At 71.6% G+C, this 16,118-nt stretch carries 7 protein-coding genes; 3 read left to right on the top strand and 4 right to left on the bottom strand.

Annotated elements, in window-relative coordinates; translation table 11 throughout:
• Positions 1 to 81 precede the first annotated feature (81 nt).
• Positions 82 to 1,536, bottom strand: a complete 1,455-nt coding sequence (locus tag AB0K43_RS02340; RefSeq protein WP_363634874.1) for an MFS transporter — start codon at positions 1,534 to 1,536, stop codon at positions 82 to 84.
• 187 nt (positions 1,537 to 1,723) lie between these two features.
• Between AB0K43_RS02340 and AB0K43_RS02345 the strand changes: the two genes are divergently transcribed.
• Positions 1,724 to 2,152, top strand: a complete 429-nt coding sequence (locus tag AB0K43_RS02345; RefSeq protein WP_363635259.1) for a MarR family winged helix-turn-helix transcriptional regulator — start codon at positions 1,724 to 1,726, stop codon at positions 2,150 to 2,152.
• Between the two features lie 7 nt (positions 2,153 to 2,159).
• Here the strand turns inward: AB0K43_RS02345 and AB0K43_RS02350 are convergent, their stop codons facing one another.
• From AB0K43_RS02350 to AB0K43_RS02360, 3 genes are all read right to left on the bottom strand, one after another.
• Complete coding sequence (locus AB0K43_RS02350; RefSeq protein ID WP_363634876.1) at positions 2,160 to 3,026, bottom strand: hypothetical protein; 867 nt, start codon at positions 3,024 to 3,026, stop codon at positions 2,160 to 2,162.
• A complete protein-coding gene (locus tag AB0K43_RS02355) occupies positions 3,026 to 3,409 on the bottom strand; it encodes a hypothetical protein (protein ID WP_363634878.1) in 384 nt (127 codons plus the stop codon). The genes AB0K43_RS02350 and AB0K43_RS02355 overlap by 1 nt, the downstream gene beginning before the upstream one ends.
• Positions 3,410 to 3,776: 367 nt before the next feature.
• Positions 3,777 to 7,694, bottom strand: a complete 3,918-nt coding sequence (locus AB0K43_RS02360) for a ricin-type beta-trefoil lectin domain protein (protein ID WP_363634880.1) — start codon at positions 7,692 to 7,694, stop codon at positions 3,777 to 3,779.
• A 454-nt stretch (positions 7,695 to 8,148) separates the two neighbouring features.
• Here AB0K43_RS02360 and AB0K43_RS02365 point away from each other — a divergent pair, with 454 nt between their 5' ends.
• Positions 8,149 to 15,651 carry a ricin-type beta-trefoil lectin domain protein gene (locus AB0K43_RS02365; RefSeq protein WP_363634882.1) on the top strand — a complete coding sequence of 2,501 codons (7,503 nt, stop codon included), beginning with the start codon at positions 8,149 to 8,151 and terminating at the stop codon, positions 15,649 to 15,651.
• Between the two features lie 36 nt (positions 15,652 to 15,687).
• Positions 15,688 to 16,086 carry a DUF4279 domain-containing protein gene (locus AB0K43_RS02370; protein WP_363634884.1) on the top strand — a complete coding sequence of 133 codons (399 nt, stop codon included), beginning with the start codon at positions 15,688 to 15,690 and terminating at the stop codon, positions 16,084 to 16,086.
• The last annotated feature ends 32 nt before the right edge of the window (positions 16,087 to 16,118 follow it).

Below are 16,118 nucleotides of genomic sequence, written 5' to 3' on the forward strand. Positions count from 1 at the left end.
GGCCGCACCACATCGGGGACACCCCTGACCCGGCGTCAGGAATGACCCGGGTTTTCCGGGCCCGTCACCCCGGGGCCCGGGTCAGACCCGGTCCACCGTCGGGGCCGGCGCGGTCCGCGGGGTCGTCGGGGGGAGGGCGCCGGACGGGCGGCGGGTGGGGATGGCGAGGGTGACCAGGGCCGCCAGCAGGGCCGCGCCGAGGCCGATCAGGAATCCGACCCGGAAGCCCTGCTCGGAGGGCAGGACCACGGGCCCCGTCCGCACCGTCAGCTGGGCGAGCACCACACCCACCACCGCGCTGGAGGTGGAGGTGCCGATGGCCCGCATCAGGCTGTTGAGCCCGTTGGCGGCCGCGGTCTCGGAGGCCGGTACGGCGGACATGATCAGTGCGGGCATCGCGGCGTAGGCGAAGGCGATACCCGCGCCGATCAGGGCGGCGAACAGCACCACGCCCCAGACCCGGTCCATCAGGAGCAGCGCCAGCGCGTACCCGAGCGCGATCACCACCGCGCCGGTGAACAGCGAGACCTTCGGGCCCTTGCGCGCCGAGAGCCGGGCGGACAGCGGCGAGACCGCCATCATCACCAGCCCCGAGGGCGCCACGCACAGGCCCGCCTCCACCATCGACCGGCCGAGCCCGTACCCGGTGGCGGCGGGCAGCTGGAGCAGCTGGGGGACGATCAGCGACATCGCGTACATCGCGAAGCCGACCACCACGGACACCAGGTTGGTCATCAGCACCTGCGGGCGGGCACTGGTGCGCAGGTCGACCAGCGGGCTTGGGGCCCGCAGCTCCCAGGCGCCCCAGACGAGCAGCACCAGCACGGCCGCGACCGCCAGGCCGAGCACGGGCCCGCTGGTCCAGCCCCAGTCGCCGCCCTTGGAGACGGCGAGCAGCAGGCAGATCAGGCCGGCCGACAGGCCCAGCGCGCCCACCAGGTCGAACCGTCCGCCCGTGCGCAGCGGCGACTCCGGCACCGACAGCCGCACCAGCAGCGCGACCACGGCCCCCAGCGCGGCGGAGGTCCAGAACAGCACGTGCCAGTCGGTGTGCTGGGCGAGCACGGCGGCCGCGGGCAGCCCGAGCGCGCCGCCGACCCCGAGCGAGGAGCTCATCAGCGCCATCGCCGAGCCCATCCGCTCCGGCGGCAGCTCGTCGCGCATGATGCTGATGCCGAGCGGGACGACCGCCATCGCGCACCCCTGGAGGGCCCGGCCGACGACCATCGGCACCAGCGAGCCGCCGAGCGCGGAGACCACCGAGCCGATCACCATCAGGCCGAGGCTGAGCAGCAGCACCCGGCGCTTGCCGTACATGTCGCCGAGCCGGCCGAGCACCGGGGTGGCGACGGCGCCGGCCAGCAGGGTGGCGGTGATGGTCCAGGAGGCGTTGGCGGAGCTGGTGTGCAGCAGCCGCGGGAGTTCGGGGATCAGCGGTACCACCAGCGTCTGCATCAGCGAGACGACGATGCCGGCGCCGGCGAGGACGGCGACCACGGCGTTGCCGCGCTGTGGGACGGGGGAGCCTGTGCTCACGGGTTCTCCACTCACGAGATCAGACTATGTATCGTACACACGATGTGCATGATGCATATGTCACTTCCGGGCGATAGCCTTGGCAGCGGAGCGGACGGCGGTGGGCGGGTAGTGGACGGAGGACACGGTGCGCGAGGAGCTCGGTGAGATCGAACGCGAGCTGATGCTGATCGGCCGCCATCAGGCGATGGCCGCGCTGCGCACCGACCGACCGGCCGAGCGCCCGGTCGACCGCTTGGAGCGCAGCGCCTACACCCTGCTCAGCCGGATCGAGGCCGAGGGCCCGATGACCATCGGCCAGCTCGCCGAGGCCTTCGCCCTCGACGCCTCCACCGTCAACCGGCAGACCGCCGCCATGCTCCGCCAGGGGCTGGTCGAGCGGATCCCCGACCCCGACGGCGGCCTGGCCCGCAAGCTGCGGATCACCGCCGAGGGCCTGCGCCGCCTGCACGCCGACCGGGACTGGGCGATCGCCGGCCTCGGCGGGGTGCTCGCCGACTGGCCCGCCGACGAGATCGGCGACCTGGCCCGGATGCTCACCCGGCTGAACGCCAGCATCGAGCGCAAGGAAGGGCGCAGCTGGCCCCGCCCCGACCAGGTCGCCCGCCGCCGCTGACCCGCCGTCAGGCCCCCGCCCGTGCCGCCCGCACCGGCACCCGCACCCGCACCGCCGCCGCGAGCGCCGCCAGCGCGGCCAGCGCGGCCAGGACCGGCAACGCCGCCGCGCCCAGCCACGCGGCCCCGGGGCCCGAACGGTCCACCAGCAGACCGGCCAGCGCCGACCCCAGCGCGCTGCCCAGGTTGAACGCCGTGTTGACCCAGGCGCCCGCCTCGGTCCGCGAGCCCTCCGGCACCAGGCCGTCCGCCAGCAGGTAGCAGGTGATCAGCACGGTGTCGGTGCAGGCACCGGCGAGCAGCAGCGCCGCGCCGGCGCCCGGCAGCGCGCCGACCCGCAGCACCACGCCGGCCAGCAACGCTCCGGCGTAGCAGGTGCCGGCGAGCGCGGCCAGCGCCCGCAGCCGCCGCTCGGGCGCCGACCGCCACCGGTGCCGCCCGTACGCCAGGCCGCCGAGCACACCGCCCACCGAGAACAGGGCCAGCAGCGGCCCCGCCACCGGTGCGCCCCAGGACGCGACCACCGCGATCTCCGCCAGGGCCGGCGCACCGCTCACCGCGGACGCGACCAGCAGCATGGCCGGCATGCCCGGCGCGCGCAACGGGCCGAGCGCACCCCGCCGGCCGGTCGCCGCCGGCTCCGCCACCGAGGCGGCTCCCGGCCGCCGCCGCAGGGCGGCCGCGAACGCGCCGAAACCGGTCACCATGACCCCCGCGCAGCAGGCGAGCGCCACCGGGGCCGAGGACACCCCGATCACCACCCCGCCCAGCACCGGGCCGAGGGCGAACACGGTGGACTCGGCGACCGTGTCCAGACTGAGCGCGGCCTGCCGCTGCGCCTCGTCCACCGCCGACTCGGCCCACAGCCGCCGCATCAGCGGGCCCACCGGCGGGGGAACACTCCGGCCAGCACGGCCAGCCCGACGGCCGGCCAGGCGCCGATGCCCAGGGCGCACCCGGCGGCGATCGAGGCCAGCGCGGTGGTGCAGCAGAGCGAGAGGGCGGTCAGCGCGGCGGGCCTGCGCTCGACCAGCCGGGCCCGCAGCGGCCCGAGCAGCGCGCCGGTCAGACCGAACAGGCCGGTGGCGGCGCCGGCCACCAGGTACGAGCCGGTGCCGTGCTGGAGCGAGAGAAGCAGCGGCAGCGGGAGCAGCCCGTAGCAGAGCCGCGCCAGCAGCGCGGCGGCGAACGGCAGGCGGGCAGGAGGGAGGGCGAGGACGGCGCGGTAGGTCGCGCCGCCCCTGGTGGGGCGTGTCATGGGGAGTTCTCCGGAAGATCGGCGCGGCCGGCCGGTGCGGGGCGCGCGCGGGCATGACGGATCGTCGTGCCACCCCGTCGCCGACGGCTCGGGGCGGCGCACGGTCGGTCAGTGCGGTCCGGAGTTCACACCGGCGATGGTAGCCACCCAGCCGCAGCCCGTCGACCGCCTTCCGGGAGCTGCCCGCCTCCTGCTGCTGCCCCTGCCCGCACCTCGCCAGGCCGCCGGATACTCCTGTGGATCAACGGGCCCTTCGGCTGCGGCCGGCGCCGCGCCCGGACGGGGCTGAAGCACCTCCGCTTCGACCGACGGGACGCGGCGAGCCCGCGGCGCGAGGTGCGCCGCGGGCCCGTCGGGGCGAAGCCGGTCAGGCGGTGTTCACGCCGAGCGACCAGCGCTGGTTGGGATTGCCGGTGCAGTCCCAGATGCCCAGCACGGTGCCGTTGGCGGTCTGCCAACCGGGCAGCTCCAGGCAGCGGTTGGAGGCCGGGTTGTAGAGGCTGCCGTCCCGCAGGACCCAGCTCTGGCCCGGGTCGCCGACGCACTCCAGGATGCCGACCCTGGCGCCGTTCCACGTGGCGTTGTCGCGAGTGCTGACGCACCGTCCGCCGGCCCGCAGGGTGCCGTCGGCGGCGAAGGTGAACTTCTGGCTCGTCCCGTTCCAGCAGTCCCACACCACGACATCGTTGCCCGCGGCGGCGCCGTAGCTGTCCATGCACTTGTTCTGGTCGTGCGCCGAGTGCAGGTTGTAGCTCACCGGCCGATTGGCGGTGCCGAGCGCGATCGGCGCGGCGAACCGGGGGATGCCGTCCGACGAGGCCGCACCCGGGATCTCGGTCAGCCGGCCATCGGCATCGATGACGAACAGGTCGGGGTTGCCGTCCCCGTTCACGTCGCCGGGGGAGTCGACGCTCGGGTACGCGCCGGTGCCGAGCCCGAGCGGCAGCACGGCCTGGGCGGCCGGGCCCTCCCACCGCTGGCTGGCGTCGTCCAGACAGTCCCAGATGATCAGGCCGGTGCCCGGGGTGTTGTCACCGCGGGGGACGGCCAGGCAGCGGCCGGACCGGGGGTTCTGCAGGGTGCCCGGATAGGGGCCCGCGGTCCACTTCTGGGCGTCGGTGTCGTTGCACTCGTAGAGCTGGACCATGGTGCCGTTGTCGGTGCCCCCGCCCGGTACGTCGAGGCACTTGCCGACCACGTGCAGGGCGCCGTCCGTGCCCTGGGTGAACAGCTGGTTGCCGCTCGCCGCGGCGCAGTTCCACAGCAGCGCCGTGGTGCCGTTGTCCGTCCGGCCGTGGTCGATGTCGGCGCACATGCCCGCACCTGCGGTGTCCTTGACCGCCGAGACGAGCGGGTGGTGGACCGGGGCGTGCAGCACCGTGCTGGGTGCGCCGGAGCCGTCGAAGGCCAGCGGGAAGGTGCTGATGGCGCCGGTGGTGTTGTCGCGGGCCCACAGGGTGGGGGTGCCGGCAGCCGTCCCGGGAGCGATCAGGGTGACGCCGGACCAGTCGCCGTCACCGAGGTCGGCGCCCTGCGCGAGTCGGCAACCGGCCTTGAGGGTGCCCCGGTAGTAACGCAGGTGTCCGTTCTCGACGGTGATCACGCTCGCCGAGGGGGCCGGGTTGCTCACCGCACCGGGGGAGATCAGCTGGGCGATGTTGTTCCAGGTGCCGTCGATGCCGCCGGCGCAGCCGGAGGCGGCGTCCTGGAGCTGGCTGACCCGGCTGTGGATGCTGAAGTGGCCGGGGGTGCCGGCCGGGGTGGCGGTCGAGTCGTTGAAGTAGGCGTAGAGGTTGTGGCTCCCCTTGTTGTAGGCGAAGAGGTCGTCGACGCTCGACTGGGTGAGCGAACCTCGGTGCGCGACCAGGTAGTTGTTCCAACTGTCGTGCTCGGGGCTCTGGTCGGCCGTGGAGGCCAGCCCCGGCGCGGCGGTGAAGTCGCTGTTGCCGGGAACGAGGGTGAGACTTCCGTCCGGCGAGGTGGACAGGAAGTCCGGGGTGCCGTCGAAGGTCAGGTCGCCGGGGACCACCTTGGTGGCCGGGTTCCAGGGCGCGTAGAAGTCGTAGACGGCGGCCTGGGGCTGGGTGTTGCCCGCGCCGTCGACGGCGCGGACGTACAGCCGGTGGGTGCCCCACTGGTCGGGGTTGAGGTTGATCGGAATGTCCGCGGTGGCGGTGCCGTTGCCGTCGGGCTCGACCGCCACGGTGTTGGCGCCCACCGGCGGGATGTTGTCGTCCAGCGAGTACTGGAAGCCGCGCACCCCGCTCTTGATGCACTGGCCGCGGCTGCAGCCGCCCGGGGTCGGGTCGTTGCTGCTGACCCGGATGGTGGCGCCCTGGTCACCGGCGTGCGCGGTCGGCGTGATCCCGCTGCCGAGCGGCGGGAAGGCCGGCGAGGTGCCGAACTCCGCGAGGGAGGGCGGGGACAGGTCGACGTCGAAGTAGCAGTAGGCGCTGCCGGAGCTGTTCAGCAGGCCGTCGGTGGCCGCGGCGTTCCAGCCGTACTGATGGCCGTCGCCGACCTGGAAGCCGATGTTGGCGTGGCCCCAGCCGGCCGAGCCGATGGTCTGGCTCGTGGGCCAGCCGCCGCCGCCCGGGTTGCCGTTGCCGTCCTCGGTCATGTTGTCCCAGACGTGGAAGGCCACCTGCAGGTTGGTGCCCGGCATCGGGGTGGACGCCCAGGCGTGCAGCGTGATGTTGGAGGCGTCCCCGGCCAGCGTGGTCCGGCCGATCCAGCCGGGGTTCCCACCGCCGCAGGCGGCCCCGTTGGGGTTCTGCGAGTCGGGGCTGGTGTACATCGAGTCGGGGGTGTTCGGCGGCAGGTCGTAGGTGGCGATCAGGTAGGGGTTGGTGCGGAAGCGCATGAACCCGAGGTTGGCGTCGCTGCGGGTCTCGTCCCCGAACAGCGCCACCGTCCAGGCCGTGATGCCCTGCTGGGCGACGGACCGCAGGGCGTTGGTCACGGTGAAGGTGACCGGCTTCCACTCGCAGTACGCGCTGTTGACCCACTGGCCGTCGATGTCCTGGAGCACCTGGGGCTGGTGGTTCCAGTCCGTACCGCCGCCGACGGCACCGGTCCATTTCAGCGCGACCGGGGCTGTGGCGTTCTTGCAGTCGTGGTTGGCGCCGTAGGTCTCGGTGAAGTACATCTTGGCGTCGTCGATGACCATGCCCGCGTTCACGGCGGAGGTGTTGAACTCGTAGTACGAGCGCTCCATGCCGTGGCAACTGGTCTGGTAGTGCTGGTAGCCGACGCCCTCACCGTTGGGCTGGGGCGTGTCGTACTGCGGGGTGTTCGGGCAGCCCTCCATCACCTGGGCGTAGTGGTTGGTGCCCATCGGCGCGGTCGGGGTGAACGACGGGTCGATGTACAGCGGCCATGCTGTGCCCGCGCCGCCGAGCAGACTCGCATCGGGCGTCAGGGTGAGCGCGTCGGCGTCGGCCGCCACGGCGATCGGGCGGACCTGGGCGCCCTGCCCCGGGCCCTCGGTGCTGGAGGCGGAGCCGGTGTCCCCGGCGGTCGGCGCCGCGGCGGCCGACCTGCCCCCCTTGGGCGGGGCCGCGGCCGGAGCTGCGGCGGAGTCCCACATCAACGGGGTCGGCGCGCTGAACACCACCGTGCCGTCGGCCGTCTTGGCGGTCAGGTTCCCCGCCGGGTCGGCCGTCGTCGTCAGGCCCTTCGCCGTGGTGGCCAGCCGCAGCGACCTGAGCGCCGGGTCGGCGGCGGCCCTGGCGTCCTTGACGACGAGGACCTCGCGGACGGCGCCCTGGTCCGTCACCCGCACCTGCAGGTCGACCCCGGGCAGCACCTCGGGATACCTGGCACCGTCACCGCTGATCTGCGGCGCGGGCAGTTTCACCGGGAATGTCAGGGCCAGACTGCGCCCTTGGGGATCGGAAAGCGTGGCAAGCGGACCGGTGCCTCCACCGGAGAGCGAAACACCGGACGGGGTCGCTTTAGGAGACCATGTTCCGTCCGCATTCTTCGCCAGTCCGGCGTCGACCGGAATCCACTTTCCGTTCTTCTTCACCCGGGCGGACTGCAGGTGGGTGGTGAGCGTCAGCCGGCCGTCCGGTTCGGCGACGGTCTGCGAGTTCCCGGTGGTCAGCTCGTCGATCGTGACGGGCTTTCCGGTGGACTTCGCCTTGAGCCGGGCGGCCTGGACCGGCCCGCCCGCCACCGGAGCCGACATGCCGTCAGGGCGGCTGGTCAGGCCGGGCTTCACCGCGAACGGCCGGTCGTCCGCGAGCGCCGGTGTCGCGGCGCCGAGGACCAGGGTGCCCACGGCCGAAGCCAGGGCCAGGTGGCGTGTCAGTCTGCGCGACCGGCTCTGCCGGACGCGGAAGGGTACCCCCACGAGAATTATCCCCCTCAAGATGTATCGGCCGCGTATCGCGGCTTGCGGGCGACGGCCCACAGCGCACACGAATCGGCCGAAAAATGTCTGGATCGAGCCCCGTCGACCCGTCCGGCGCTTCGCACCCGGCGATATCGCGGAGTGGGTCGCCGGAAGGCTATTGCGATGATCGCCCGGGTGGCAATACGGTTCCCGCGATCGCAAGGGGGGCGTCGGGGGTGGCGAGTGGTCATTCGACGGCGACCCGTCATGGGGAAAGACACTACGGGGGGATGACGTGCGCTTCGGCCTGCTCTTGTTCGGATCCGATGCTCCGCCGGGGCCCGGCCGGCGGGTCCGCCGGCGAAGGAGGGTCACCACCGTCGCCGCGCTCACCGCGGCGATGTCGCTCGTGGTCCCGCTTGCGGGCGCGGAGGTGGTCGGGGGCTACCACTACGCGGGCGAACTCTGGGCGCCGGACCCGCTCCAGCAGCTCCCGAGGATCGACGGGCGCGACGCCGACAGCCCGAGGCCGCCCGGCACCGGCTCGGGCCAGCCCGGTGCCCGCGCGCTGAGTGCCCACAAGAGCGCCGCCGTACAGTGGCCGGCCGAGACCACCAGCACGGTCGACCTGGGTGCCGTGTCCGCCAAGTCGGCCGGCGCCACCCCGTTCGGCAAGGCCCCGGCCGGCAGCAGCCCGGTCCGGGCCGGCGCGAGCCCGGTGCTGCTCGGCGCCGCCGCGCCGGAGCAACTAGGCCGCCAGGCCCGCGACCTGGTCGGCGAGCAGACCCCGGTCAGCCCGCCCGCCGCGGTCCAGGTCAAGGTGGCCGACCGGGCCAAGGCTCAGGCCGCCGACGTCGACGGCCTGCTGGTCGGTCTGACCCGCGCCGACAGCCGCTCCGACGCGGGCAGCGTCTCGGTCGCACTCGACTACGGATCGATCGCCCAGGCGTACGGCGGCGGTTGGGCCTCCCGGCTGCGGCTGGTCGCCCTGCCGAGCTGCGCGCTGACCACGCCCCAGCTCGCCGAGTGCCGCCGCCAGCAGCCGGTCGAGTCCACCAACGACCCGGTGAGCCAACGGATCACCGGAACGGTCGCACTGCCGGCCGCCGGGAAGGGCGCGCCGAAGTCGGCCGCCGCGCCCGCGGCAGGGGCGCAGTCCGCCGCTCCGGCCGCCTCCGGTCTGGCCGTCGCGGCCGTCGCCGGCACCGGCGGCTCGCAGGGCTCGTACACGGCCACGTCGCTCTCCGCCTCGGGGACGTGGTCCCAGTCGGCATCCGGCGCCTTCACCTACAGCTACCCGATCGCGGTCCCGCCCTCGCTGGCCGGACCCGCGCCGTCGATCGGGCTGTCGTACAACTCCCAGGCCGTGGACGGCGAGACCTCGGCGCGCAACTCGCAGGCGTCCTGGATCGGTGACGGCTGGTCGTACAGCCCTGGCTTCATCGAGCGCTCAGCCAAGTCCTGTCGGAACGCGGGCATCGACAACTCCGCCGACCAGTGCTGGGCGGGCTGGAACGCCACCCTGTCGCTCGGCTCCCACTCCGGTGAGCTCGTCCGGGACGCCAACGGCGTGTACCACCTGCTCTCGGACGACGGCACGCGGATCGAGCGGCTGACCGGCGCGGCCAACGGCCTGTGGGACGGCGAGTACTTCAAGGTCACCACGACCGACGGCACCGCCTACTACCTGGGGCTCAACCACGCCCCCGGCACCACCTCCGACGCTGCCACCAACAGTGCCTGGGGCGCCCCGGTCTACCACCCGAACAGCGGCGACCCGTGCTACACGGCCGCCAAGGGCAAGGCGTCGCAGTGCGACAAGCAGCCCGGCTACCGCTTCAACCTGGACTTCGTCGTCGACCCGAACGGCGACGTCCAGCGCTACGACTGGGCCAACGAGGCCAACTACTACTCCATGGGCCAGGGCCAGGCGGCCGCCGGCGGCTCCGGCACGCTGACCGCGTACAGCCGCGGCGGGTACCTCACCCGGGTCTCCTACGGCTACAAGCTCGACGACGCCAAGGCCGGCCGCGAGCCCGCCGCCCGGGTCAGCTTCGACACCGCGCAGCGCTGCGTGGTCTCCGACAGCGTCTGCCGGAGCGACAACCTCTCCGCCGCCACCGCGACCAACTGGCCGGACGTGCCGTTCGACCTGGGCTGCCGGTCCGACTGGACCACCAGCGGCACCGGACCGACCGTCTGCAAGGTCGGCTCACCCACTTTCTGGTCGACCGTCCGGCTGCGCGGCGTCACCACCGAGGTGCGCACCGGCGGCGGATGGCAGGGCGTGGACTCGTACGCCCTGACACACCAGTTCTCGGACGCGGGCGGCACCATCGACCCGGTCACCGGCCGGACCGAGGACCCGAAGAACGCGGGCGCCCTCCAGTCGGTGATGTGGCTCTCCGAGATCCGGCACACCGGCCTGGACACCTCGGCCGGCGGAAGCGGCGCGATCACCCTCGACCCGGTCACCTTCAGCGGCATCGAGGTCGACAACCGGGTCGACGGGCCGAGCCCCGCCGCGCCGCCGCTCTACCGGCCGCGGATCTCTGGCGTCCAGACCGAGAGCGGCACCTACATCGCGGTCACCTACCGCGACAAGGAGTGCTCCCGGACGAAGAACACCATGCCGGCCTCGGCCGACAGCAACACCATGGCCTGCTTCCCGGTCTACTGGACCACACCGGGTGCGGCGACCCCGATCGCGGACTGGTTCCACAAGACCCTGGTCTCCACGGTCACCTCGTCCGACGTCACCAAGGCCGGCTCCCCGGCCCAGGTGGTCAACTACGGCTACGGCGACGGCGCCGCCTGGCACCGGGACGACTCCGAGCTGACGGACGACCAGTACCGCACCTGGAACGACTTCCGCGGCTACCGCACCGTCACCACCACCACCGGAAGCGCACCCTACCCGGTGGGTCAGATCACGGTCTCCTATCTGCAGGGGATGGATGGTGACTACCGAGCCGACGGAACCCGACGCAGCATCAAGTGGAGGAACTCGCTGGGCGAGGAGGTCACCGACAGTCCGTGGTTGGCCGGACTGGCCCAGGAGTCGGCCACATACACCAAAGCCGGCGGCGACGTCGTCGCCAAGGCGCTACCGGTTGTGCCGGACACCACAGTGACGGCTTCCAGTCCCCGAGTAGCGTGGACATCCGAGAGCCCTGCACCCGAGAAGCTCTCAGAGCTCCCGGACCTGATCGGCCGCCGCGCCCGAACCAGTGGGGGGCGCCAGGTCACCCAGCTTTCCGACCGAAGCTGGCGGACCACGCTCAGTGCCACCAACTACGACGGCCTCGGACGGCCGTTCCAGGTGGATGAGAAGGGCGATGTCTCCGTCCCCGGACAGGAGACCTGCACCACGATTCGCTACGCGGATGCGCCGCCCGGCAATCCGATGATGCTGACCTACCCGAGCGAGTCCCTCACAGTGGCCGGCCCCTGCGGCACTGCGGCGGGCACCGAAACCACGCTCAGCCACAAGCGCACCTACTATGACGGAGACGGCAGCCTTGGCAACCTGGGCGCCTTTGGCACGCTGGGCCGGACCGGTTCTTCCCAGGGATTGGTGACGGCCACCCAGTCGGTCAAGTCCTATGACGGTTCCGGTGAGCCGGTGTTCCAGACCCTCGGAGCCGACACATTCGACGCCTACGGCCGCGTGATCCGTAGTCTCGATGCGGCAGGTTCGGCGACCACCGTCACCTACACGCCTGCCGCTGGCATCCTTCCCACCGGGGTGTCGACCACGAACGCCCTTGGCTGGACTGCGAACCGTGCTGTCGCCCCCGGGCGAGGTGTGGTCACTCGTGGAGTCGACGTCAACGGTCGTACCACCGATTCGGTTTTCGACGCACTCGGCCGCCGTTCCAAGGACTGGCTCCCGGGTCGGAGCAAGGACGCAGGCAAAGCCCCGAGCCAGATCTTCGAGTACAAGATCAATGGCAGCGGAAACAACCCGGACCCGTCGAGTGTGATCACCAAGACGCTCCGCGAGAACGAGACCTACCGCACCACCGTGACCGTCTACGACGGTCTGCTGCAGCCTCGTCAGACCCAGGCCACACCGGCCAACGACACAGCGGGCCGGATAGTCAGCTCAACCTGGTACGACGGCCGAGGCCGGCCCGTGATCAGGATCCCCGCCTACTCGGACCCGACCACCGCGCCCAACTCGACCTTGTTCGTCGAGACGGAGAACTCGCTGCCCTCGGAGCAGGTGACGGTCTACGACGGGATGGGCCGTCCTACAGCTGTCAAGCAGTACGCCAAGGGTGCCGAGCTATGGCAGTCGACCACCGCATACCCAGGCGCGGATCGGGTCGACACCACGCCACCGAGTGGTGGTACTTCGACCACGGTCCTGACCGATGCCCGAGGCCGGACGACGACCTCGGAGCTGCACGGTGGAGCTGGCGTCGGTGATGTCGCCACCCGCTACACCTACAAGCCGGGCGGACAGGTCGCCACGATCGCGGATGCTGCCGGCAACGCTTGGTCCTACTCCTATGACCTGGCCGGCCGCCTGGTCTCGCAGACTGATCCGGACGGGGGCACGTCCTCGAAGGCCTATGACGACTACGGGCGGGTGGCCCGATCGATCGACGGCAGGGGTCAGTCCCTCTCCTTCACCTACGACCTGCTTGGTCGTCGGACCGGTGAGTACTCGGGCAGCGACACGACCGACGCAACCAAGCTGCTGGCGTCATGGACCTTTGACAGCCTCGCCAAGGGCTATCCAACCGCGGCTACCCGGTACGTCGGAGGCGCGGCCGGCAGCGCTTATGTGACCAAGACCGACGGTTACAACACGGCCTACCAGCCGACCGGCACCACCACCACCATCCCGGCCTCCGAGGGCCGGCTCGCGGGCGACTACTCGGCCACCGCGAACTACACGCCCAACGTCGGCCTGCTGGCCGCCACCAACTACCGCGCGGAGGGCGGCCTGCCCGCCGAGTCGGTCGGCTACGGCTACGACCTCCAAGGCGAGTTGGTCCAGAGCGGCACGGAGAACACCGCGCTGCTCGACCTGGCCAACTACAACGCGCTCGGCCAGCTCCTGCAGTCCACGTACGGGCTGAACCGCAAGCAGTTCCGGACCGCCCAGACGTACGACGACGCCACCGGCCGGCTGACCACCAACCGGGTCAGCATCCAGACCGCGACCAACAACCCCGTCTCGGCGACCACCTACGGCTACGACGAGGCCGGGAACCTCACCAACACCTCCGAACTGCAGTCCTCCGGCGGACCGGACCAGGCCGTCGACACCCAGTGCTTCCGCTACGACGGGCTCGACCGGCTGGTCGAGGCCTGGACCGACACCTGGGGTGTCGGCACCCCGACCGCCGGGCAGGTCTCGCGGTGCAACAACACCGACCCCGGCCCGAGCAGCATCGGCGGCCCGGCCCCGTACTGGCAGAGCTTCCGGTACAACCTGCTCGGTGACCGCACCCAGCAGGTCAAGCACGACGTCACCGGCGACACCGCCCGCGACATCACCCAGACCGGCAGCTACCCCGGTGACGGCCGTACCCCGGCCGCCAAGCCCAACACCGTCACCGCCGTCACCAGCAGCACCGGCGCGGCGACCCGTGCACTGGTCTCGGCCGTGCCGACCGGCGGGGCCCCGCTGTGCCTGGACGTGAACGCCGCCTGGACCGCCGACGGCACCGCCATCCAGACCTGGACCTGCAACGGCAGCGGAGCCCAGAAGTGGACCAGGGGCGGGGACGGCACGCTCAAGGCGCTCGGTAAGTGCGCCCGCCCGGCGGGCGGCGGTGACGCCGGGCCGGGGACGGCGATCGAACTCGGCACCTGTGACGGCAGCGGCTCCCAGCAGTGGCAGGACGGCGCCGACGGCGCGCTGGTCAACGCCGCCACGAGCCTGTGCCTGGACATCCCCGGCGCCAGTAGCGCCCAGGGCACCCGGACCGCGCTCTGGTACTGCAACGGCGGGGCCAACCAGCAGTGGCCCGCCACGGTGAACACGCCCACCGGCGCCGGCTACACCACCACCGTGACCCCGCAGTACGACGAGGCCGGTGACACCACCGCACGGGCCGTCAGCAGCACCGGTTCGGTCGCCTCCAGCCTCTCCACCGGGACGGCGACCCCGCTCTGCCTGGACGACAGCGGCTCCCGCACGGACGACGGCAACCCCGTCGTCTCCTACACCTGCAACGGCACCGACGCCCAGAAGTGGACGCTGGGGACGGACGGCGCCCTCAAGGCGCTGGGCAAATGCGCGCGTCCGGCGGACGGCGTGTCGGAGGCCGGCCGCGCGGTCGAACTGTGGACCTGTGACGGCAGCCCCGCCCAGGAGTGGCGCAGCGGGGCCGGCGGCTCGATGGTCAACGTGGTGTCCGGGCTCTGCCTCGACATCACGGGCTGGGACAACACCCCCGGCACCCGGGTCGCGCTCTACACCTGCCACGGCGGGGTCAACCAGCAGTGGACCACCGGCGCCGACACCCCGGCGGCCGGTGCCACCCAGACCTTCGGCTACGACGCCGAGGGCCGCACGGCCACCGTCACCACCCCGTCCGCGGGGGTGGCCAGGACGTCCGGCTACCTCTACGACGCCGAGGGCGCGCTGCTCCTGCAGCGCGGCTCCGAAGGCACCGTCCTCTACCTGTTCGGCGGCGCCGAGCAGCTCACCCTCTCCGGCGACGGCAACTCGGTCTCCGGGCTGCGCTACTACGCCAACCCCGACGGCACGGTCGTCGTCCGCTCCAGCACCGGGGCGCTGACCTACCAGCCCACCAACCCGCAGCACACCAGCAGCGTCCAGATCGATGCCGACACCCTGGCCGTCACCCGACGCGCCTTCGACCCCTACGGCAACCCCCGCGGCGCCCTCCCGGGCTCGTGGGCCGACAACCACGGCTACCTGGGCAAGCCCACCGACGCCACCAGCGGCCTCGACCTCCTGGGCGCCCGCACCTACGACCCCTCCCTCGGCCGCTTCCTCACCGTCGACCCGGTGTTCGAGGCGGGCGATCCCAACCAGATGGGTGGCTACAGCTACGCCGCCGACAGTCCCGCCACCAAGTCCGATCCGACCGGCCTCATCCCGGCCGAGTGCGGCAAGGAGATGCCGTGCTACGGGTACAGCCCGGGCGGCGGATGCCCTGGTGGCTGTGGGACCACCAAGAACGAGGAATGGGGGAAGGAGCGCGGGCAGGACCCCAACCACGGTGGAGGGTGCCGCCCGGGTGACTGCGGGACGGAGAAACCGCCTCTGAGCTTCTGGGACCTGCAGGCCATCCAGCAGGCGCTCGACAAGGCGTGGACATATGCCACGAAGCCCGTATGCAAGGGGCGGGCGGGTTGCCAGAGCCAGAAGGAGTGGGATCGACGAGCGGCCCAGGCGGAGCGTGATGCGCAGAACCTCACGGACCTCGCGAAGACCCTTGGTTCCGGCCTCGTGCACGCGACCGAGACTGTGGTCGGAGCAGCGGGTACTGTCGCAGGCGGCACGTTGGCCGCGAGTGGCGCAGTGGAGTGCGGCACCGGTGTGCTCTGTGTTGCGGGGGCGCCATCCATTGCCGGTGGATTGGCGATTGCTGCACCGAGTTCGACGATGGCGGTCGATGGTGCGCGCGGTCTCGGCGACGACATCAGCACGCTGTTGCGCGAGAAGGATTCGTCGTCCTCGCCCGCGAGGGATCCGGCGACCGAGCCGGATATGTCTGCACTCAAGAAGGTCAGCAAGAACACACTGAAGGAGGAGGTGGGAGATGTCCACGCCTTCAAGGAGGAAGCTGTTGGCAAAGGCGCGCCTGTCGGACGCTACGACGTTTTCAAGGACACCTCCAGCGGTTACCTCTTCCTCATGGCGAAGAATCAGAAGGCTCCGATTCCGACGTGGTACCGAATGGATAGGTGAGGGTCGAAAATGTCTGGGTTCGATGGTCCTCGGCGGATGGTCAAGTTCACGATCAGTAGTGAGAGGATCTCGCCGGAGTTCATTTCTGCTGCCCTGTCGCTGGACCCTGACCGGTCGTCCCATGTTGCCCGGGTGCCGGAAGGCTCGATCCTCGGGCGGCCCGCACGCATCAACAGTTGGCAGCTTGTCGAGGAGGGTGTGGCGGGTGAGGATGTCACGGATCTCCTGGAGCGGATCGAGGTCCGGGTCGCCGGGCTGCGTGAACCGATTGCCGAGCTTCTGAGAAACGGGTGTTCAACTCTTCTGTCAATCGTGCAGTATTGCTCGCTGCTGGACGAGGCCGGCCCAGGGTTCGTCGTGAAATCATCACTGCTCGGCTTCTTGTCGGATGTCGGGGCAGCGATCGATGTCGACCAGTATGTGATTGATCAATAGTCGGGCTGTCGGAGGCTGGTCCTCCGTTTCCC

Origin of the sequence: Kitasatospora sp. NPDC049258 (genome assembly GCF_040678895.1) — a bacterium.
Taxonomy (GTDB): Bacteria; Actinomycetota; Actinomycetes; order Streptomycetales; family Streptomycetaceae; genus Kitasatospora.

Coding starts and splice junctions, on each gene's coding strand:
- AB0K43_RS02345 (WP_363635259.1), top strand. CDS start 1,724: ATGGCCGCGCTGCGCACCGACCGACCGGCCGAGCGCCCGGTCGACCGC.
- AB0K43_RS02350 (WP_363634876.1), bottom strand. CDS start 3,026: ATGCGGCGGCTGTGGGCCGAGTCGGCGGTGGACGAGGCGCAGCGGCAG.
- AB0K43_RS02355 (WP_363634878.1), bottom strand. CDS start 3,409: ATGACACGCCCCACCAGGGGCGGCGCGACCTACCGCGCCGTCCTCGCC.
- AB0K43_RS02365 (WP_363634882.1), top strand. CDS start 8,149: ATGTCGCTCGTGGTCCCGCTTGCGGGCGCGGAGGTGGTCGGGGGCTAC.
- AB0K43_RS02370 (WP_363634884.1), top strand. CDS start 15,688: ATGGTCAAGTTCACGATCAGTAGTGAGAGGATCTCGCCGGAGTTCATT.